Genomic DNA, 17,747 nt, shown 5'->3' with positions numbered 1-17,747 from the left:
TAAAAGACGTGAACTACGTGCACCAGGCCATCCGAGGAGAGGTTGCGGAGGCAAGTGAAGACTGTGGTCCCCCCTACGGGCGGCGAACAGGGCTTAACAGAACAAGCCCCCCGACAAGGCCCCCGTGGGCCAGAAATGTCCGAGCCGGACGGTGCGGACGCGGTCGTCAACCGCCGGGCGGGTTCCCGCTTCTCCCTGCGCAACTGGCGAGTGCGCTCGAAACTGCTGGTCCTGGTCGTCATCCCCACCCTCGCCGCGCTCGTGTTCGGCGGTCTGCGCGTCACCACCTCGATCGCCACCGCCGGTGAGTACGCCCAGGTCAACGAAGTGGCCGTGCTCGCCAGCCGGCTGACCGCCCTCGCCCACGAGGTCGAGCGGGAACGTGACCTCACCGCCCGCTACGTCGCCGGCGGCCGCCGAGGCGTGGAAAAGGTGCCCGAGGACGTCGCGGCCCAGTACGAGAACGTCGACAAACTCGTCACCGAGGTCAAGCCGGGCGTCGAGGCCCTCGTGAACACGGACAACTCCGCGGCTCCCGACGCCCTGCGCATCAGCAACCGCTTCAACGAGCTCGCCACCTCGCGTGAGACCGCGGTCTCCTCACAGCTCGACGTGAACTCCGTCATCGAGCTCTACGACCGCACCATTTCCGACTTCCTCTCGCTCAACGACAAGATCGACCAGGGCGCGGTGGACAAGGAGCTGTCGGCCAGCGTGTCCGGCTTCGCCGCCCTCGCCAGAGCCAAGCAGTACGTCTCCACCCAGCGCGCGCTGCTCGTCGCCGCCCTGGCCCGCGGCGAGTTCGGCAAGACCGAGCTCGACGCCTTCATCGCCGCCCGCGCCCAGCGGAACAGCGAGCTCGCCACCTTCAAGTCGCAGGTCTCCCTCCAGCTCCGCCAGGCCTACGACGACACCGTCAGCGGCCGGGCCGTCGACCGCGCCGAGGTCCTGCTGGCCCGGTCCCTGCTTCTCCAGGACGACGGCCTGCCCCTGCGCGACCGCAGGCTCGGCCTGGCCCGCGACGGCAAGGCCTGGTTCGACGCCATCAGCGAGACCATCGACGGGATGCGCTCCGTCGAGCAGCAGACCGCCGACTCCATCGTGCTGCGCAGCCGCACCCTGGAAGGCGCGGAGCAGCAGAACGCCGTGATCGTCGGTGGCGCCATCGCCGCCCTGCTCCTCCTCGTCCTGCTGGTCACCGTCTTCATGGCCCGCTCGCTGAGCGGCCCCCTGCGCAGGCTCCGCAGGGAAGCGCTGTTCATCGCCGGCCGCCGCCTGCCGGAGACCGTCCAGAAACTCCGCGAGAGCGGTGAAGGCTCGATCGGACCCGTGAGCCCGATCGGTGTCGCCTCCAACGACGAGATCGGTGAAGTCGCGCGGGCGTTCGACGAGGTGCATCGTGAGGCGGTGCGGCTGGCGGGTGAGGAGGCGCGGCTGCGCAGCAATGTGAACGCGATGTTCGTGAACCTGTCGCGGCGTAGTCAGACGCTGGTGGAGCGGCAGATCACGTTGATCGACGGTCTGGAGCAGGGTGAGCAGGACGAGCAGCGGCTCGGGAACCTGTTCAAGCTGGACCACCTGGCCACGCGTATGCGGCGTAACAGTGAGAACCTGCTGGTGCTGGCGGGTCAGGACCCGCCGCGCCGCTGGAGCAAACCCGTCAAGCTGGTCGACGTGGCGCGCGCCTCCCTGTCCGAGGTGGAGAACTACGAGCGGGTCGTGCTGCAGGTTCCCGATGGTGTGTCGGTGGCCGGTCAGGCGGTCAACGACGTCATTCACCTGATCGCGGAGCTGGTGGAGAACGCCCTGTCGTTCTCGCCGCGTGAGACGCGGGTGACGGTGTCGGGCAGCAGGATCGACGGCGGCGGCGTGATGCTGTCGATCACCGACTCCGGCATCGGCATGACCGCCGACGAGCTCGCCCAGGCCAACGAACGCCTCATGGACGCTCCCACCGTGGACGTGTCGGTGTCGCGGCGCATGGGCCTGTTCGTGGTCGCCCGCCTGGCGCACCGCCACGGCATCCGGGTGCAACTGCGCCCCCACGGCTCGGGCGGTCTCACCGCCATGGTCCTCATGCCGGAGTCGCTCCTCGGCACCCAGGCCCCCTCCTACGGTCCGGCGTCCGCGAACAACGGCATGGGACAGCAGGAAAGGTCGTACGACGAGGGCTTCGGCGCCCGTCAGCCGGCGGCGCAGCCGCCCGTTCCTCAGTGGGGATCGGGCGGAGGCTACCAGCCGGGCCCCGGGCACCCGTCGTTCCCCTCCGAGCCTTCCTTCCCGTCGCAGCCCTCGTTCTCCTCGCAGCCCTCCTCCTTCTCCCCCCGGGGGAGCATGGACTCCGGCTGGTCGTCCGACCCGCGCAACAACGGCGGCGGCTACGACACCGCCGACGTCTGGGTCCCCTCGCGCAATCCCGCGAGCCCGCCCGGCAACTGGATGAGCAACAGCAACCCGCTGCCCCAGCGGCCCACCGCCGACCGGGCGAACGCCGGCAGACCCGACCCCGACGCTGGAAGGTACGACTTCCCCGAGACCGAGTCCGCCGCGACGGGCCCGATTCCCGTCGTCAAGCCCGCCTCGGCCGGGGACGAATATCTGCCGATCTTCGCCTCTGTCGAGTCGGCCTGGTTCGAACACGGTCCGGACAGCGGAGCCACCTGGGGCTCCGCCAAGGCCGACGCCGGCTGGAGCGCCGCCGAAGCCGTCGTCGAGCCCGTACGTGACGGCGCGACGGCCGCAGGGCTGCCCAAGCGGGTGCCCAAGGCCAACCTGGTGCCCGGCTCCGCCGACACCGTCTCCGCGCCGAAGGGCGTCGCACCGATGCCGGCGGTCTCGCCGGACCGGGTGCGCAGCCGGCTCTCCAGCTTCCAGCAGGGGTTCCGGGCGGCACGTGATGACATCAGCGAGGGCAGGACGTATCCCTCCGGCCCCAGGAGTGTTGAAAGCAGGGATGAGCGGTCATGAGTGACCTGAGCCAGTCGGCGCGCGGGGTGGATTGGTTAATCACCGACTTCGTCAGCTCTGTCCCCGGGGTCGCGCACGCGGTGGTCGTCTCGTCAGACGGATTACCGCTGGCGGCGTCGTCGGGGTTTCCCGCTGATCGGGCGGATCAGCTGGCGGCCATCGCGTCGGGCCTGGTGAGTTTGACGCAGGGTGCGGCGCGGGTGTTCGAGGGGGGTGCGGTCAATCAGACGATCGTGGAGATGCAGCGTGGGTTGATGCTGATCATGTCGGTCAGTGATGGTTCGTGTCTGGCTGTGCTGGCGGCTCCGGATTGTGACATGGGGTTGGTGGCGTACCAGATGACGCTGATGGTTGATCGCGCCGGTCAGGTGCTGACTCCGGCTGTGCGTGCGGAGTTGCGCGCCAGCCAGACCAGGTGATGTAGGTGACAGACCCCCGATGGAACAGCGGCGGCTGGAATCCCCACAGCGGCGGTTGGGACTCCCACAACAGCGGCAGCTGGGAGCCCCCGCCTCCTCCGCAGCCCGCTAGCTCCGACCCCGCCTCGCCGGTGCGGCCCTACGCCGTCACGGGCGGGCGTACCGCGCCCAGGGTCAAGCTGGCGATGGAGGCCCTCGTGTCCTCGGCCACGGCCGAGCACCGGGAGTTCTCGCACATCACGCCCGAGTACAAAGCGATCAGCCAACTGTGCCTCCAGGTCAGATCCGTGGCCGAGGTGTCGGCCCTGCTGCGGATCCCGCTCGGCGTGGTGCGTGTGCTGATCGCCGACATGGCGGCCGAGGGCCTGGTACGGGTGCATCAGCCGCAGCTGGATGAGGGTAGGCCGGACGTCAACCTGCTGGAAAGGGTGCTCAGTGGACTTCGCAGGCTCTAGTCCCGGTTTGACCTCGACGAAGATCGTTGTCGCCGGGGGCTTCGGGGTGGGCAAGACGACGTTCGTCGGCGCGGTGTCGGAGATCATGCCGTTGACCACGGAGGCCGTCATGACGGACGCCTCCAAGGGCATCGACGATCTGGGCATGACGCCGTTGAAGTCGACGACGACCGTGGCGATGGACTTCGGCCGGGTCTCCCTCGATCGTGACCTGATCCTCTATCTGTTCGGCACGCCCGGGCAGCACCGGTTCTGGTTCATGTGGGACGACCTCGTGCGCGGTGCCATCGGCGCCGTGGTGCTGGTCGACACCCGCCGTCTGGCCGACAGCTTCCCCGCCATCGACTACTTCGAGGAGGCCCAGCTGCCGTTCATCGTGGGAGTGAACGGCTGGGACGGCCAGTACGCCCACAGCGACGCCGAGGTCCGCGACGCTCTGACCCTGGCCCCGCACATCCCGATGGTGCGCCTCGACGCCAGGTCGAAGGACTCCGTCAAGAGCGCGCTGATCAACCTGGTCGAACACGCCCTCACGGTTCGGATGGCCGTGCCCGGCTGGAGCGGCTAGCAGAGCGGCTAGGCTGGACGCTTAGACGTACCTTCGCTTCGAGGACTGGCCAACCACGTGTTCGAGACGCTATCCGACCGGTTGACATCGGTCTTCTCCTCCCTCCGATCCAAGGGGCGGCTGTCCGATGCCGACATCGACGCCACCACCCGTGAGATTCGCATCGCGCTGCTCGAGGCCGACGTCGCCCTTCCTGTGGTCAAGGCGTTCGTCGCCCAGGTCAAAGAGCGCGCCCGCGGCGCAGAGGTCTCCCAGGCGCTGAACCCGGCGCAGCAGGTCGTCAAGATCGTCAATGACGAGCTGATCGGGATCCTCGGCGGTGAGACCCGCAGGCTCCGCTTCGCCAAGACGCCGCCGACCATCATCATGCTCGCCGGCCTCCAGGGCGCGGGCAAGACCACACTGGCGGGCAAGCTGGCCCGATGGCTGCGCGAGCAGGGGCACGCGCCCATGCTGGTCGCCGCCGACCTCCAGCGGCCCAACGCCGTCCAGCAGCTCGAGGTCGTGGGCGAGCGCGCCGAGGTCGCCGTCTACGCGCCCGAGCCGGGCAACGGCGTCGGCGACCCGATCGGCGTCGCCCGCGGCTCCATCGACGAGGCCAGGCGCCTGCAGCACGACATCGTCATCATCGACACCGCGGGCCGGCTCGGCATCGACCAGGAGATGATGCGCCAGGCCGCCGACATCCGCGACGCGGTCTCACCCGACGAGGTCCTGTTCGTCGTCGACGCCATGATCGGCCAGGACGCCGTCACGACGGCGCAGGCCTTCATGGAGGGCGTCGGCTTCGACGGCGTCGTGCTGACCAAGCTCGACGGCGACGCCCGCGGTGGCGCGGCGCTGTCGGTCAGGCACATCACCGGCCGGCCCATCATGTTCGCCTCCACGGGCGAGAAACTGGAAGACTTCGACGCCTTCCACCCCGACCGGATGGCCTCCCGCATCCTCGACATGGGTGACATCCTCACCCTGATCGAGCAGGCCCAGAAAACGTTCGACGAGGAGCAGGCCGCCAAGATGGCGGGCAAGCTCACCTCGGGCGAGAACTTCACGCTCGAAGACTTCCTCGAGCAGATGCAGATGGTCCAGAAGATGGGGCCGATCAAGAACCTGCTCGGCATGATGCCCGGCATGGGGCAGATGCGCGACCAGATCAACTCCATCGACGACCGCGACCTCGACCGCATCGCGGCCATCATCCGCTCGATGACCCCGGGCGAGCGCCAGGACCCCAAAATCATCAACGGCTCTCGCCGTGCCCGCATCGCCGCCGGTTCCGGCGTCACCGTCAGCGCCGTCAACAACCTCGTCACCCGCTTCTTCGAGGCCCAGAAGATGATGAAGCGGATGGCCGGCGGCATGGGCATCCCCGGCATGCCGGGCGGGAGCGGCGGCCGTGGCAAGGGCGGCAAGTCGAAGAAGGGCAAGAAGGGGCGGCGCGTCAGCGGCGACCCGCGCAAGGCCGCCCTCGGCAAACCCGCCGCCGACACGCCCGCCGAGCCCAAGCAGGGCGGGGGAGCGCTGGGCAATCTCGGCGGCAAACTGCCGCCGGGGGTGGAGTTGCCGCCCGGCTTCGACCCCTCCAAGCTCCGCCTCCCCGGCCAGAAATAACCGCACCCCCCGCCGGCGTCCACCTCATCCGGGCGCCCGGCGGGCACACCACCCGACCTCCGGCCGTCCCGGCCACCGCGCCCCCGGTCGTCCCCGGCCCGCGCCCTCGGTGACGGAGAGCTTGAAACAGGGTGCGCGGGGTGGGGCGTATCCGGACCGATGCGGTCGTAACGGAAGGGAGGACGGGAGCTTGCCGACCCTTTGCGGCGACGTGCCGCCTACGGTCGTGGGCAGTGTCGTCGATCTGGCACAATGACATGTTGGAACACCGTGACCAGGCGGGTGCCCTCTCACCTCCCGCCGGACACGCCTGTCCCTGGAGCGTCGTTCCGTCGTGCCCCACTCGGCGAGGCGCCGTTCACCCACATGCGAATGCAGGAGAGACCACACCCGTGGCAGTCAAGATCAAGCTCAAGCGGCTCGGCATGATCCGCAACGCTCAATACCGCATCGTCGTCGCCGACAGCCGCACCAAGCGTGACGGCCGGGCGATCGAGGAGATCGGCCTTTACCACCCGAAGGAAAACCCTTCGCGCATCGTGATCAACGCTGAGCGTGCGGCCTACTGGCTGGGTGTCGGCGCGCAGCCGACCGAGCCGGTGCTCAAGCTCCTCAAGCTCACCGGTGACTGGCAGAAGTTCAAGGGTGAGCCCGCCCCCGAGCCTCTCAAGGTCGCTGAGCCCGCGCCTGACCGCCACGCCCTTTACGAGGCCGCGGCCAAGGAGGCGCTGTCCGGTGGCGACACCGGCACGGCCGCCACCACGCCGCCGAAGAGGGCCAAGAAGAAGGAAGAGGCCGAGGCCCCCGCCGAGACCCAGGCCGAGGGCGAGGCCTGACGTGCTCGAGGAGGCTCTCGAGCACCTCGTCAAGGGCATCGTCGAACATCCAGACGATGTCCGGGTTCGCGCACGCCGCATCCGCAGCGGGCGCGTCCTGGAGGTCCGGGTGCACCCCGAGGACCTGGGGAAGGTCATCGGACGCGGCGGGCGCACCGCCAAGGCGCTGCGCACGGTCGTGAACGCCCTGGCCGACGGGAAGTACGTGCGAGTCGATCTGCTCGATCTGCACGAAGTAGTCCGTTAGCGTCAGGTTTGTGCGCCCTCATCGGTCCTCCGATGGGGGCGCTCGCGTTGAGAAAGGGCGGTTCACGTGCAGCTGGTCGTCGGCCGGATAGGCCGTCCGCACGGCGTACGCGGTGAGGTGACCGTGGAGGTGCGCACCGACGATCCCGAGCTGCGCTTCGCCCCAGGCACGTCGATCGCCACCGACCCCCCAGGCAGGGGGCCGCTCGTCGTGGAAGGCCGCCGCTGGCACAAGGGTCTGCTGCTGGTGTCGTTCGCCGGGATCTCCGGCCGTGACGCGGCCGAGGACCTGCGCAACACGATGCTGGTCATCGACTCCGCCGAGGTGGCGCCGCTCGACGACCCCGACGAGTTCCACGACCACCAGCTCATCGGCCTGGCAGTCGAGACCGCGTCCGGTGAGCCCGTGGGTGAGGTCACCGATGTGCTCCACCACGGCCAGGACCTCCTGGTCGTACGCCGGAAAGAGGCCGACGACGCGCTGATCCCGTTCGTGAAGGCTCTTGTGCCCGTGGTCGATGTGGAGGCCGGGCGGCTGGTCGTCGATCCGCCGGAGGGCCTGTTGTGACGCGGATCGACATCATCTCGATCTTTCCCGAATACTTCGCGCCGCTCGACGTCTCTTTGATCGGCAAGGCGCGCGAGCGCGGCACGATCGACGTACGCGTGCACCAGCTCCGTGACTGGGCACACGACGTGCACAAGACCGTGGACGACACCCCCTACGGCGGAGGGCCGGGCATGGTCATGAAACCCGAGGTGTGGGGCGAGGCCATCGACTCCGTGATCGGCGACGGGGCGCCCCGGATGGTCGTGCCGACCCCGAGTGGGCGGCCGTTCACCCAGGAGCTGGCGCAGGAGCTGGCGGGAGAGCCGTGGCTGTTGTTCGCGTGCGGGCGTTATGAGGGGATCGATACGCGCGTCGTGGAGGAATATGCCGGGCGGCTGCGGGTCGACGAGGTCTGCATCGGCGACTACGTGCTGGCCGGCGGTGAGGTGGCCGTGCTGGTCATGGTGGAGGCCGTCGGCAGGCTGCTGCCGGGGGTGCTGGGCAACGCCCAGTCGGCCGTCGACGACTCCTTCGCCCCCGGGTCCATGCGCAACCTCGTCGAGGGCCCCGTCTACACGAAGCCTCCCGTCTGGCGGGGGCGCGAGGTGCCTGACGTGCTGCTGTCCGGACATCACGGAAAAATCGCTAGATGGCGGCGGGACGAGGCGCTGCGTCGTACCGTACGAAACCGGCCCGAACTCGCGGCGGAGCTCGACCCCGAGACGCTTGACAAGCACGACAGGAAACTGCTCGAGGAGCTGTCGTTTCGCGTCGAGCCGGAAGATATGGCAAACTGAATCGCTGCCAACCTGTTGTGGTTGGTCTGTCATGCCCGGGAAACGGTCCTGGGTTTCATCACATCAGCAGGCGTGTCCGCCACGAGCCATGGCCGGGTGGACCTCCGCGTGCTCACGAGGACTTGAGGACAGCTCTCATGCACACGAAGATCCAGGAGCTCGAGAAGGCGACCCTGCGCAGCGATGTGCCGGATTTCCGCCCCGGTGACACGCTCGAGGTTCACGTACGCGTCGTCGAAGGCAGCCGCTCCCGCATCCAGGTCTTCAAGGGCTTCGTGCTGCGCAGGCAGGGCAGCGGCGCCCGCGAGACCTTCACCGTTCGCAAGGTCAGCTACGGCGTCGGCGTCGAGCGCACCTTCCCCGTGCACAGCCCCGTCATCGAGAAGATCGTGCTCGTCTCCCGCGGTGACGTGCGCCGCGCGAAGCTTTACTACATGCGTGACCTGCGCGGTAAGGCCGCCCGCATCCGCGAGAAGCGTGAGACGACTCCCGCGAAGTAACCTTCGTTCTTTCCGAGGTCCGCGCCATGGCGCGGACCTTTCGGCTTTACGGGGCCGTTTCCTTTATGTGGAGCGACTCGTGCGTGGGTGTAACGTCGGTCCAGGCTTGTCGAGCCGGGACATCATCTAGGCTCGTCAGCGATGACTAGCGAGAGCCAGGAGCACGGCGCTGTGCGCCGCCCTGTCGAGGACGAGGTGGACGTGGTCGCCGAAGAGACTCAGAAGCCGGCCAAGGGCGGAAATAAAGAGAAGAAGGGGTCGTTCTGGAAAGAGCTTCCTGTTCTTGTCGTTGTCGCCCTGGTGCTGGCCCTGATCATCAAAACCTTTGTGGTCCAGGCCTTCTACATTCCGTCAGAGTCGATGGAAAACACCCTGCTGACCAACGATCGGGTTCTCGTCAACAAGCTCGTCTACCACACCCGCGACATCGAGCGCGGCGACGTGGTGGTCTTCTCGGGCGTCGACTCCTGGGACGGCGAGTTCCAGATGGAGGAGCCGTCCAATCCTGTCGCGGCGTTCTTCCGCTGGGTCGGCACGGCGTTCGGCGTCATCCCCGGCGAGAAGGACTACATCAAGCGGGTCATCGGCGTCGGCGGCGACCACGTCAAGTGTTGCGACTCCAAGGGCCGCATCACCGTGAACGGCACGCCGATCGACGAGGAGAGCTACCTCTATCCGGGCAACGTGCCCTCTGACAAGTTCTTCGACGTCACCGTTCCGCCCGACCGGCTGTGGGTGATGGGCGACCATCGTTCGGTGTCACTCGACTCACGCGCCCACACCGGCGACGCGGGCGGCGGGTCCATCCCGGTGAGTCAGGTCATCGGACGTGCGTTCGTGATCGTATGGCCGTTCGACCGCGCATCCTCGATAGACATCCCCGACACGTTCGCCCAACCCGCGCTCCAGGCGCTCGGCGGGTCCGTACCGCTGGTCGCCGGGTTCGGGCTGGCCGTACCCTTGGTCCTGGTCCGGCGCCGGCTGCGGAGGAAGCGCTGATGGCCGTCACCAAGAAGGCGGAGGGTGTGGGTAAAGAGAAGAAAAAGAAGGGCAGCTTCCGCGAGACGGTGTTGCTGCTCGTCCTGGGCGTCGGCATCGCGCTGCTGCTGCAGACCTTCGTGGTCGGGTCGTTCTACATCCCGTCGGTGTCGATGGAGAACACCCTGCAGCTCGACGACCGCATCTTCGTCAACAAGCTCTCGGGCAAGCCGGAGCGCGGCGACATCGTGGTGTTCAAGGGCTGGAACGGCGAAGACACCATCAAGCGCGTCATCGGGGTCGGCGGCGACCACGTCAAGTGCTGCGACGCCGACAAGCGCATCACCATCAACGGCAAGCCGCTCGACGAGTCCTCCTACCTCTACCCCGACGATTACGCTTCCGGCGATAAGTTCGACGTCAAGGTGCCGGCCGGCAAGCTCTGGCTGATGGGCGACCACCGCAGCGCCTCGGCCGACTCCCGGGCGCACATGCGGGAGCCGGGTGGCGGCTTCATCTCGGAAGACGCGGTGATCGGCAAGGCCGTGGTGCGCTACTGGCCGCTGTCGCGGGGCTATCTCTTCTCCCAGCCCGAGGCTTTCGACAAGGTCAAGTAGATAAGCTTTCGGTCGCGGTTTGCGGCGAATGAGGCGTACGCTGCCTCTGTCATGACAGTTGCGTTCCGCCCTCGACCCAGCGTCGTCCGGCGAGATTCCGGACTCTACGCCTATGAACGTGCGCTCGCCCGCCGCGGCCTCACCCCCATCGCGGGTGTCGACGAGGCCGGCCGTGGCGCGTGCGCGGGACCGCTCGTGGTCGCGGCCGTCATCCTGCGCAAGCCGGTCGACGGCCTGAGCGACTCGAAACTGCTCGCTCCGGCGGTGCGCGAACGCCTCTACGACGCGATCGCGCGGGTCGCCCACGTGGGCGTCGTGACCATTCCGCCCGGGGAGATCGACGCCAAAGGTCTTCACAAATGCAACGTTTCGGGAATGCGGCGCGCTGTCGCACAGTTGTCCTGTGACCCTGAGTACATCCTGACGGACGGCTTCCCGGTGCCCGGGTTGCCCGCGCCGTCACTAGCCGTGTGGAAGGGGGACCAGGTGGCCGCATGCGTGGCGGCCGCGTCGATCGTGGCCAAGGTGACGAGGGATCGCCTGATGGTCGCGCTGGACGAGCGCTTCCCGCAGTACGGCTTCGCCGAGCACAAGGGGTATGTCACACCAGGACACCGGCTGGCGCTGGAAACGCATGGTCCGTGTCCTGATCACCGTTACTCCTTCGTCACGGTGGCGAGGGGGATGGGTGAGAATGAAATGGGGGCCGGGGTTGCCTGACCAGGCAAACCGGGGGACCGGTACGACAGGAGGACCGCGATGAGCGCAGAGGATCTCGAAAAGTACGAAACCGAGATGGAGCTGCAGCTTTACCGCGAATACCGCGATGTCGTCGGTTTGTTCACATACGTGGTGGAGACTGAGCGGCGGTTCTATCTGACCAACTCAGTCGATCTCGATGTCCGCACTGCGGAGAACGGCGACGTCTTCTTCGACGTGAAGATGCAGGACGCTTGGGTGTGGGACATGTACCGGCCCGCCCGGTTCGTGAAGAACGTACGGGTCGTCACGTTCAAGGACGTGAACGTCGAAGAACTGGCGAAGGCCGACCTGGAGATGCCCAAGGAGGGCTTCTCGGGGTGACGGCGCGACCAGGGCGCTGAGAGGGCCACACCTGTGGCATGCCGCGCTTGAGCGCCGACGTGGCCCTCAACACCCTTTCCAGGGCTGGCCTCCCTGGAGACGGGCCACCGAAGGATTCCTGGGAATGGGCTTCCCGGACGGTTCAGAGGGACGGCCCCGGGGTGGGTGCTTCTGGGGACGGGCTCCAGGGCACGACCTCACGAGAACGGGCTGCAGGGTCGGATCCCACGGAGGACGGGCTCTTGGACGAGCTTCAGGGAACGGACGATCCCCGTACCGAGTTGGCGTGTCCTCGGGCTGTGGCCTATGTCAATGACTCGGAGTGATCCCGCTGGCTTCTTTCGTTGTGTCGGCGCGGCGCTGATGCGGTGGAACGACGCGGGGACGTGGGGCCTGAATGTTTGACGTGGGGCTTGAACGTTGTGGGGCGGTTGCCGGTGCCGTGCCGAGGCGGTGCGGGCGCCGGAGTGGCGTCGGCCGTGATGTTTCGCCGCTCAGGCCCTGGGATGGGCCTGGCGGTAGGCCGCGCGCAGACGATCGATGGAGACGTGGGTGTAGATCTGCGTGGTGTTCAGCGACGCGTGCCCGAGCAACTCCTGGACGCTGCGCAGGTCCGCCCCGCCCTCCAGCAGGTGTGTCGCCGCGGTGTGCCGGAGACCGTGCGGCCCCATGTCGGGCGCTCCTTCGACCTGTGCCAGCCGCGCGTGTACCACCCGCCGGACGGTCCCCGCGTCGATGCGGCCGCCACGGACCCCGAGGAACAGCGCGGGCCCCGATCTCGCCCGGGTCCACAGCGGACGCCCGTGAATGCACCACCTGTCCAGGGCCCGCAACGCGGGCAGCCCGAACGGCACCGAACGCTCCTTGCGTCCCTTACCGAGAACCCTGAGGACGTGCCGGTCACGGTCGACGTCGTCGACGTCCAGGGCGCACAACTCGCTCACCCGCACGCCCGTGGCGTACAAGAGCTCCAGCAACGCCTGGTCGCGCAGTTCCTTCGGCTCCGCGGCGGCAGGGACCTCCATCGCGGCCTGCGCCTGCTCCTGGTCGAGTACGGATGGCAGCGAGCGGGCCGTCTTGGCGGTGCCCAGCAGCAGTCCCGGATCTGTGGGCAGCCAGCCGCGGCGATGGCAGTAGGCGGTGAAGGTGCGGGCGCAGGCGGTCCGGCGTGCCAGCGTGGATCTGGCCTTTCCCTCCTCATGCTGGTAGGCCAGCCACTCCCTGAGAGCTCCGATGTCCAGAGCGTCGAGTTCCCCGCCCAAGTGATCGAGCAGAGAGGTGACGTCGGTCAGGTAGGCACGGACCGTGTGTGGTGAGAGATCGCGCTCCAGCCGCAGGTGCCGGCCGAACTCGGCCAGCACCTCGTCCCTCGTCACAGCCGCGGCACCATCCTCACGAACCATGTCTTCCACGTCCCCATCATCGTCGGTGTCGGCCATGGTGTTGTGTCGCCATCGTTTCCGCCGGCCATGGTGCCGGCCCTGTCGCCTATGGCCGGCTGCCCGTCCTTCGCCGGCGTACGTCGTGGTCGTCGTTCCGCTGCTGCACCCCTCGTGATGTGCTTTCCCTCTCCGACCGTGCCCGCGCGTCGACGATGTCACGTGTGGTGAGCGGCGACGCAACAAGCGGTTGTCATGATTTTCAACTATGTCGGCAAAAAGTAGGAGTCACTGGTGCGCGGTTCTCTTCGCCTTTCGGCGGGCGCACGACAGACTGTTGTGCGCGGCCATCGCGGTGCTCTCCTCCGGTCTTGATGCAGGCCCTCCAAGGATCACGCGATGGCCGTCACCATGTCCATGCCGGTGCGCAGGGCCACACGGTGCGCGTCCGGCCACCGCCAACTGTCAGGGGTCCAGCCCCTCCGCGACGATCGGCGAGTCGTCAGGGAACGGTGGGTCGTCTGTCTGGTCGGCGGCCTCCGCGGTGAGCGGGGGTTGCAGGGCGGCCGCTTCGGGACCCTTGCGATAGCTGGTCGCCGACTTGCGCAGGCGCCAGCCGTTCGCGGCGCGTTCGATGTAGCCCGCGGCTGCCAGGCCGCCCAGCGCGCTCAAGGCCGTATCCAGGCCCACCCCCGCAGCCACCGCGATCGAGGCGGGTCCCGAGCCGCCTCGGGCGGGAATGGCGTCCAGCACCCTCTTGGTGGATTCGCTCAGTCTGTCCCTGGGGACGGCGGGGACTCGGCTCTGCGGGGCCAGGTCGTCGCCTATCACGCCGACCAGGTCGATCATCTCTTCAGGCGTGGTCACGCAGACTGCTTTGCGCTCCCGAAGCAGCCGGTGGCAGCCGGCCGACTGGCTTGACGTGATGGGGCCAGGCACCGCCGCCAGGTGCCTGTTGAGGGACAGCGCATGCGCGGCCGTGTTGAGCGCGCCGCTGCGCAACGCCGCCTCCACCACCACGGTGCCCCTCGACAGGGCGGCGATCAGGCGGTTTCTGACGAGAAAGCGTGCCCGGGTGGGATGGACGCCCGGTGGGCATTCGCTGATCACGACGCCCTGCTCCCTCACGGCCGCGAACAGGGTGCCGTGGCTGCTCGGATAGCAGACGTCCACGCCGCACGCCAGGACGGCCACCGTGGGCGAATCGGCCGCCAGAGCTCCTTTGTGCGCCGCCCCGTCCACGCCGTACGCGCCACCTGACACGACCGTCCAGCCGGACTCGCTGAGCCCGACACCGAACTGGGCCGCGATGTGCGAACCGTAGGACGTGGCGGCACGGGCGCCGACCACCGCGACGGACTTCAGGCACGCGAAGCGGAGGTCGGCCGTGCCGTGCAGCCACAGCCCGAGAGGACGGCTGGCCCCCAGTTGGTCCAGCTGGGTCGGCCATTCCGGACTGCCGGGGACGATCAGCCTCGCTCCAGCCTTCTCACCTGCTTCCAGGTCGGCCGCGGGTTCGGCGGCCGCCAGCCGGGCGTACCAGGCGTCCAGCCGGCCGGTCAGGTCGGGCGGGCGCTCGTGCCGGGCCTCGCGCGCGGCGAACTCGGGAGGCAAGGCGCGTGCACGGATCGCTGCCGCCGCCTCCGAGGCGCCGTACTGGGCGACGAGGCGACCCATGACGGGGTCGCCCACGTCGGCGGCGCGCATGAGAGCGGCCCTGGCCACCAGTTCGTTCGTCTCCTCCCGCACCTGCCCCGATGGTGGGGTCATGGTGACCGCGGCCCGCCCAGAGATCACGGAAGCTGAGGCCTCCGTGGTGGACGGAAGAGTGCGCACGGTTCGATGGGTGGGCGCGAGCGAGGCGGCCGGCTCGGGTGGGGACGTCGGCGACGGAACGGTGGATGGGGTGGGCTGGGTGTCTGTATCGGCTGCGGAGGCCGGGGGCGACGCGGTCGCGGGAGCGGACGGCATGGGGCTGCTGGTAGTGCTTTCGTGAAGGGGAACGGACATGGACGGGCCAAAGGGGTCTCGGGAACGGGCAGGACTGGTGCACGGCTGAAACAAGGGGCCGGGGCGCATGCGGGAGGCAGGGAACCGACCCTGGCGATCTCGCCGGAGGGCCTCTCCGGAACGGGCTTCGCAGCCGGAGAGGGCCATGAGGCGGTGACACGGGGTCTGGTGCGCGGAACGGTTGCGTCATGACGTGACTCCCAGCCAGAAGCTGAGGGCGGCCGTGGTCTCGTCCTCCTCCGGGCGGTCCTTGCCCGCCAGGTCGGCGAGGGTCCAGGCGACCCGCACCACGCGGTCGAGGCCCCGGGCGGTGAGGATGCCGGAGTCGAGGCCGGACGTCATGGGCCGCATGGCCGCCTCACCTGGGCGGTGGTCGGCATGCAGGATTGAGGAGGGAATCTCGGCGTTGGTGCGCCAGGGGGTGCCGGCCAGACGTTTGGCGGCTCGGTCGCGGGCCATCAGCACGCGTTCGGCCACGGTCTTGCTGGTCTCCACGAACTGCCGGTCGGCCAGCAGTTCGCGCCTGGTCGAGCGGGCGACCGTGACCTTCATGTCTATGCGGTCAAGGAGCGGGCCCGAGAGCCTGCCGAGGTAGCGGCGTCTGGTCGTGGGCGAACATTTGCACGCCTCGCTCGTGTCGTCGGCCTGGGCGCAGGGGCAGGGATTGGCGGCCAGGACGAGCATGAAGCGGGCAGGGAACGTGACCGAGCCCGCCGATCTGGACACCGTCACCCGGCCGGACTCCAGCGGCTGCCGCAGGGCGTCAAGAACGTGACGGGGAAACTCGGGAGCCTCGTCCATGAACAGCAGGCCCCTGTGGGCAAGCGAGACCGCACCCGGACGCACGACCGCGCTGCCGCCGCCGATGATCGCGGCGGACGTCGCCGTGTGGTGCGGGGCGACGAACGGTGGCCTGCCCATCATGGGGAAGTCGGGCGGCAGCACCCCCGCGACGGAATGGATGGCGGTGACCTCCAGGGCGTGATCGAGCTCCAGATCCGGCAGGAGGGTGGGGAGGCGTTCGGCCAGCAGGGTCTTGCCGGTGCCGGGAGGGCCGAGCATCCACAGGTTGTGGCCGCCTGCCGCGCACACTTCGAGGGCTCGGCGGGCCACCGGCTGGCCTACGACGTCAGACAGGTCGACCGCGGGGTCGATGGTGGACCTGCGTGCCTCCCCGCGGTCGTCGACCCGGGGCTGCGGCGGGTCGTCCCCCGTGCGCAGCCACTCGACCAGCTGCCGCAGGCCGGCCATGGGGACGACCTTCACATCGGGCACCAGAGCCGCCTCGGCCGCGTTGGCGGAGGGTACGACGACCGTGGCGCCACCGTGACTGGCGGCACCGAGCACCGAGGGGAGGACACCGCGCACGGGTCTGATGCGGCCGTCGAGGCCCAGCTCACCCAGGAAGAACGGCTCCGCGATGCGCTCGGCGGGGATCACTCCCGCCGCGCCCAGAATCGCCACGGCTATGGCCAAGTCGAACTGCGACCCCCGCTTGGGCAGGCTGGCAGGAAACAGGCTGACGATGATGCGGGCGTCGGGCCATGGGTAGCTGCTGTTGACCACAGCGGACCTGACCCGGTCGCGGGCCTCGCTGAGCGCGGTGTCGGGGAGGCCGATGAGGTGAATGCCCGCCAATCCGTTGCCCACGTCGGCCTCGACCTCCACGGTGCGGCCGGTGACGCCGACGACGGCCACGCTGCGGGTGCGGGCCACGGCCATTTAGATCGCCCCCCGCACGTGGCGCAGTGCGAAATCGCCGGCGAAGCGTTCAAGGGCGATCACGTCCACGCGCACGGAGTCGAAGGTGCGTTGCTGCGTGGCCAGCCACTTGGCCGCCAGCATGTTGAGCCGGGCCAGCTTTGCCCTGCTCACGCCCTCCAGAGCCGTGCCGTGTGACGTGCCGGACCGCGTCTTGACCTCGACCACGATCAAACTGGGGCCTTCTTCGGCGATGACGTCGATCTCGCCATGACGGCAGCGCCAGTTGCGCTCGATCACCTTCATTCCCTGTGCCTCCAGGTAGGTCACGGCTAGCTGCTCGCCTTGCCTGCCGAGGTCGAGTCTGTTGTTCGCGGGCATGTGCCACCTCCGTCTGGTTGCCGCCGACTCTCGTGGATTCGAGGCGGGGCGAGGCCGGCCGAACGGGGTTCTGGGGATGGCGGGAGTTGTTACCGCGAGGTTGTGGATAACCGGCGTGCCGTTGGCGGACGTACCTGGTCAGCTGTGGCGCGGACGGCGGTCGCGGTCGCCCCTCCTGCGGTGCCGTTTACGGTGTCGGCCTTGTGGCGCGATGTGCCGGTGAGAGGGGGGCCGGGAGCGCAGGCGCCGACGTACGGTCGTGACCAGGCTGAGGAGAAGGAACGCTCCCAGCAGCGCGCTCAGGGCGATCGCGCTCGCGGCGGGGACGGGCGGAGCCGAGAGCGTCAGGAAGAGCGCGGGTCGGTTGGATGGCCGTGCCTCGTGAACCGGCCGTGCGATGAGAACGCCGGTGGATCTCGGGGGCGCCGCTGGTGGATTGGGCGCGGTGGTCCGTCGTGCTGTACGTGTTGGTGGTGCGGGCGTTGTGGTCCACCATGCCGCGAGAGCCGCTGGTACGGGTGCCGCGCTCCATCGAACTGCGGGGCCTGGCGGACCGGGTGCGGGGGAGGCTGTCGACAGGGGGATGGCGGTCGCATTCGCCTGCGGTTGAGCAGCGATGGCTGGGTCGGACAACGGTGGGGGCGTGGGG

General features: G+C 68.6%; 18 protein-coding genes. 14 read left to right on the top strand and 4 right to left on the bottom strand.

Annotated elements, in window-relative coordinates; translation table 11 throughout:
• Window positions 1–135: 135 nt before the first annotated feature.
• The 14 genes from E1267_RS24570 to E1267_RS24505 all read left to right on the top strand — a co-directional run bounded on the left by E1267_RS24570 (window position 136) and on the right by E1267_RS24505 (window position 11,627).
• A complete protein-coding gene (locus tag E1267_RS24570; RefSeq protein WP_132335362.1) occupies window positions 136–2,967 on the top strand; it encodes a sensor histidine kinase in 2,832 nt (943 codons plus the stop codon).
• Entirely contained in the window at window positions 2,964–3,386 is a 423-nt protein-coding gene (locus E1267_RS24565; protein WP_132335360.1) for a roadblock/LC7 domain-containing protein, read from the top strand. Before E1267_RS24570 ends, E1267_RS24565 begins: the two co-directional genes overlap by 4 nt.
• Window positions 3,387–3,517: 131 nt before the next feature.
• The gene (locus E1267_RS24560; protein ID WP_132335392.1) at window positions 3,518–3,841 is read left to right on the top strand and encodes a DUF742 domain-containing protein; all 324 of its coding nucleotides are present in this window, start codon (window positions 3,518–3,520) and stop codon (window positions 3,839–3,841) included.
• Between the two features lie 7 nt (window positions 3,842–3,848).
• Window positions 3,849–4,409, top strand: a complete 561-nt coding sequence (locus E1267_RS24555) for a GTP-binding protein (protein ID WP_132335358.1) — start codon at window positions 3,849–3,851, stop codon at window positions 4,407–4,409.
• 57 nt (window positions 4,410–4,466) lie between these two features.
• On the top strand, window positions 4,467–6,020 hold the full coding sequence (gene ffh, locus E1267_RS24550; RefSeq protein ID WP_132335356.1) for a signal recognition particle protein: 1,554 nt from the start codon (window positions 4,467–4,469) through the stop codon (window positions 6,018–6,020).
• Between the two features lie 392 nt (window positions 6,021–6,412).
• Complete coding sequence (gene rpsP, locus E1267_RS24545) at window positions 6,413–6,856, top strand: 30S ribosomal protein S16 (protein ID WP_132335354.1); 444 nt, start codon at window positions 6,413–6,415, stop codon at window positions 6,854–6,856.
• 1 nt (window position 6,857) lies between these two features.
• On the top strand, window positions 6,858–7,103 hold the full coding sequence (locus tag E1267_RS24540) for an RNA-binding protein (protein WP_132335352.1): 246 nt from the start codon (window positions 6,858–6,860) through the stop codon (window positions 7,101–7,103).
• Between the two features lie 66 nt (window positions 7,104–7,169).
• Window positions 7,170–7,670, top strand: coding sequence for a ribosome maturation factor RimM (rimM, locus tag E1267_RS24535; RefSeq protein ID WP_132335350.1), 501 nt, complete (start codon window positions 7,170–7,172; stop codon window positions 7,668–7,670).
• The gene (gene trmD / locus E1267_RS24530; protein WP_132335348.1) at window positions 7,667–8,449 is read left to right on the top strand and encodes a tRNA (guanosine(37)-N1)-methyltransferase TrmD; all 783 of its coding nucleotides are present in this window, start codon (window positions 7,667–7,669) and stop codon (window positions 8,447–8,449) included. Before rimM ends, trmD begins: the two co-directional genes overlap by 4 nt.
• A gap of 137 nt (window positions 8,450–8,586) precedes the next feature.
• On the top strand, window positions 8,587–8,949 hold the full coding sequence (gene rplS, locus E1267_RS24525; protein ID WP_132335346.1) for a 50S ribosomal protein L19: 363 nt from the start codon (window positions 8,587–8,589) through the stop codon (window positions 8,947–8,949).
• A gap of 141 nt (window positions 8,950–9,090) precedes the next feature.
• Window positions 9,091–9,948, top strand: a complete 858-nt coding sequence (gene lepB / locus E1267_RS24520; RefSeq protein ID WP_165959764.1) for a signal peptidase I — start codon at window positions 9,091–9,093, stop codon at window positions 9,946–9,948.
• Complete coding sequence (gene lepB, locus E1267_RS24515; RefSeq protein ID WP_132335344.1) at window positions 9,948–10,544, top strand: signal peptidase I; 597 nt, start codon at window positions 9,948–9,950, stop codon at window positions 10,542–10,544. Before lepB (E1267_RS24520) ends, lepB (E1267_RS24515) begins: the two co-directional genes overlap by 1 nt.
• Window positions 10,545–10,595: 51 nt before the next feature.
• Window positions 10,596–11,264, top strand: coding sequence for a ribonuclease HII (locus E1267_RS24510; RefSeq protein WP_132335342.1), 669 nt, complete (start codon window positions 10,596–10,598; stop codon window positions 11,262–11,264).
• Between the two features lie 39 nt (window positions 11,265–11,303).
• A complete protein-coding gene (locus E1267_RS24505; RefSeq protein WP_026215037.1) occupies window positions 11,304–11,627 on the top strand; it encodes a DUF2469 domain-containing protein in 324 nt (107 codons plus the stop codon).
• Between the two features lie 494 nt (window positions 11,628–12,121).
• Here E1267_RS24505 and E1267_RS24500 read toward each other — a convergent pair whose 3' ends face one another.
• The 4 genes from E1267_RS24500 to E1267_RS24485 all read right to left on the bottom strand — a co-directional run bounded on the left by E1267_RS24500 (window position 12,122) and on the right by E1267_RS24485 (window position 17,098).
• Window positions 12,122–13,030: a tyrosine recombinase XerC gene (locus E1267_RS24500; RefSeq protein ID WP_132335388.1), complete on the bottom strand. Its 909-nt coding sequence runs from the start codon at window positions 13,028–13,030 to the stop codon at window positions 12,122–12,124.
• Between the two features lie 441 nt (window positions 13,031–13,471).
• Complete coding sequence (dprA, locus tag E1267_RS24495; protein ID WP_246064219.1) at window positions 13,472–14,803, bottom strand: DNA-processing protein DprA; 1,332 nt, start codon at window positions 14,801–14,803, stop codon at window positions 13,472–13,474.
• Between the two features lie 399 nt (window positions 14,804–15,202).
• Window positions 15,203–16,738, bottom strand: coding sequence for a YifB family Mg chelatase-like AAA ATPase (locus E1267_RS24490; RefSeq protein WP_132335340.1), 1,536 nt, complete (start codon window positions 16,736–16,738; stop codon window positions 15,203–15,205).
• Window positions 16,739–17,098 (bottom strand): YraN family protein, encoded by a 360-nt coding sequence (locus E1267_RS24485; protein ID WP_132335338.1) that lies wholly within the window; start codon window positions 17,096–17,098, stop codon window positions 16,739–16,741.
• Window positions 17,099–17,747: the final 649 nt, after the last annotated feature.

It is taken from the genome of Nonomuraea longispora (assembly GCF_004348345.1).
GTDB lineage: Bacteria > Actinomycetota > Actinomycetes > Streptosporangiales > Streptosporangiaceae > Nonomuraea > Nonomuraea longispora.
The sequence above is the reverse complement of the archived record's forward strand: the minus strand, read 5'-3'. Positions and strand labels throughout refer to the sequence as shown.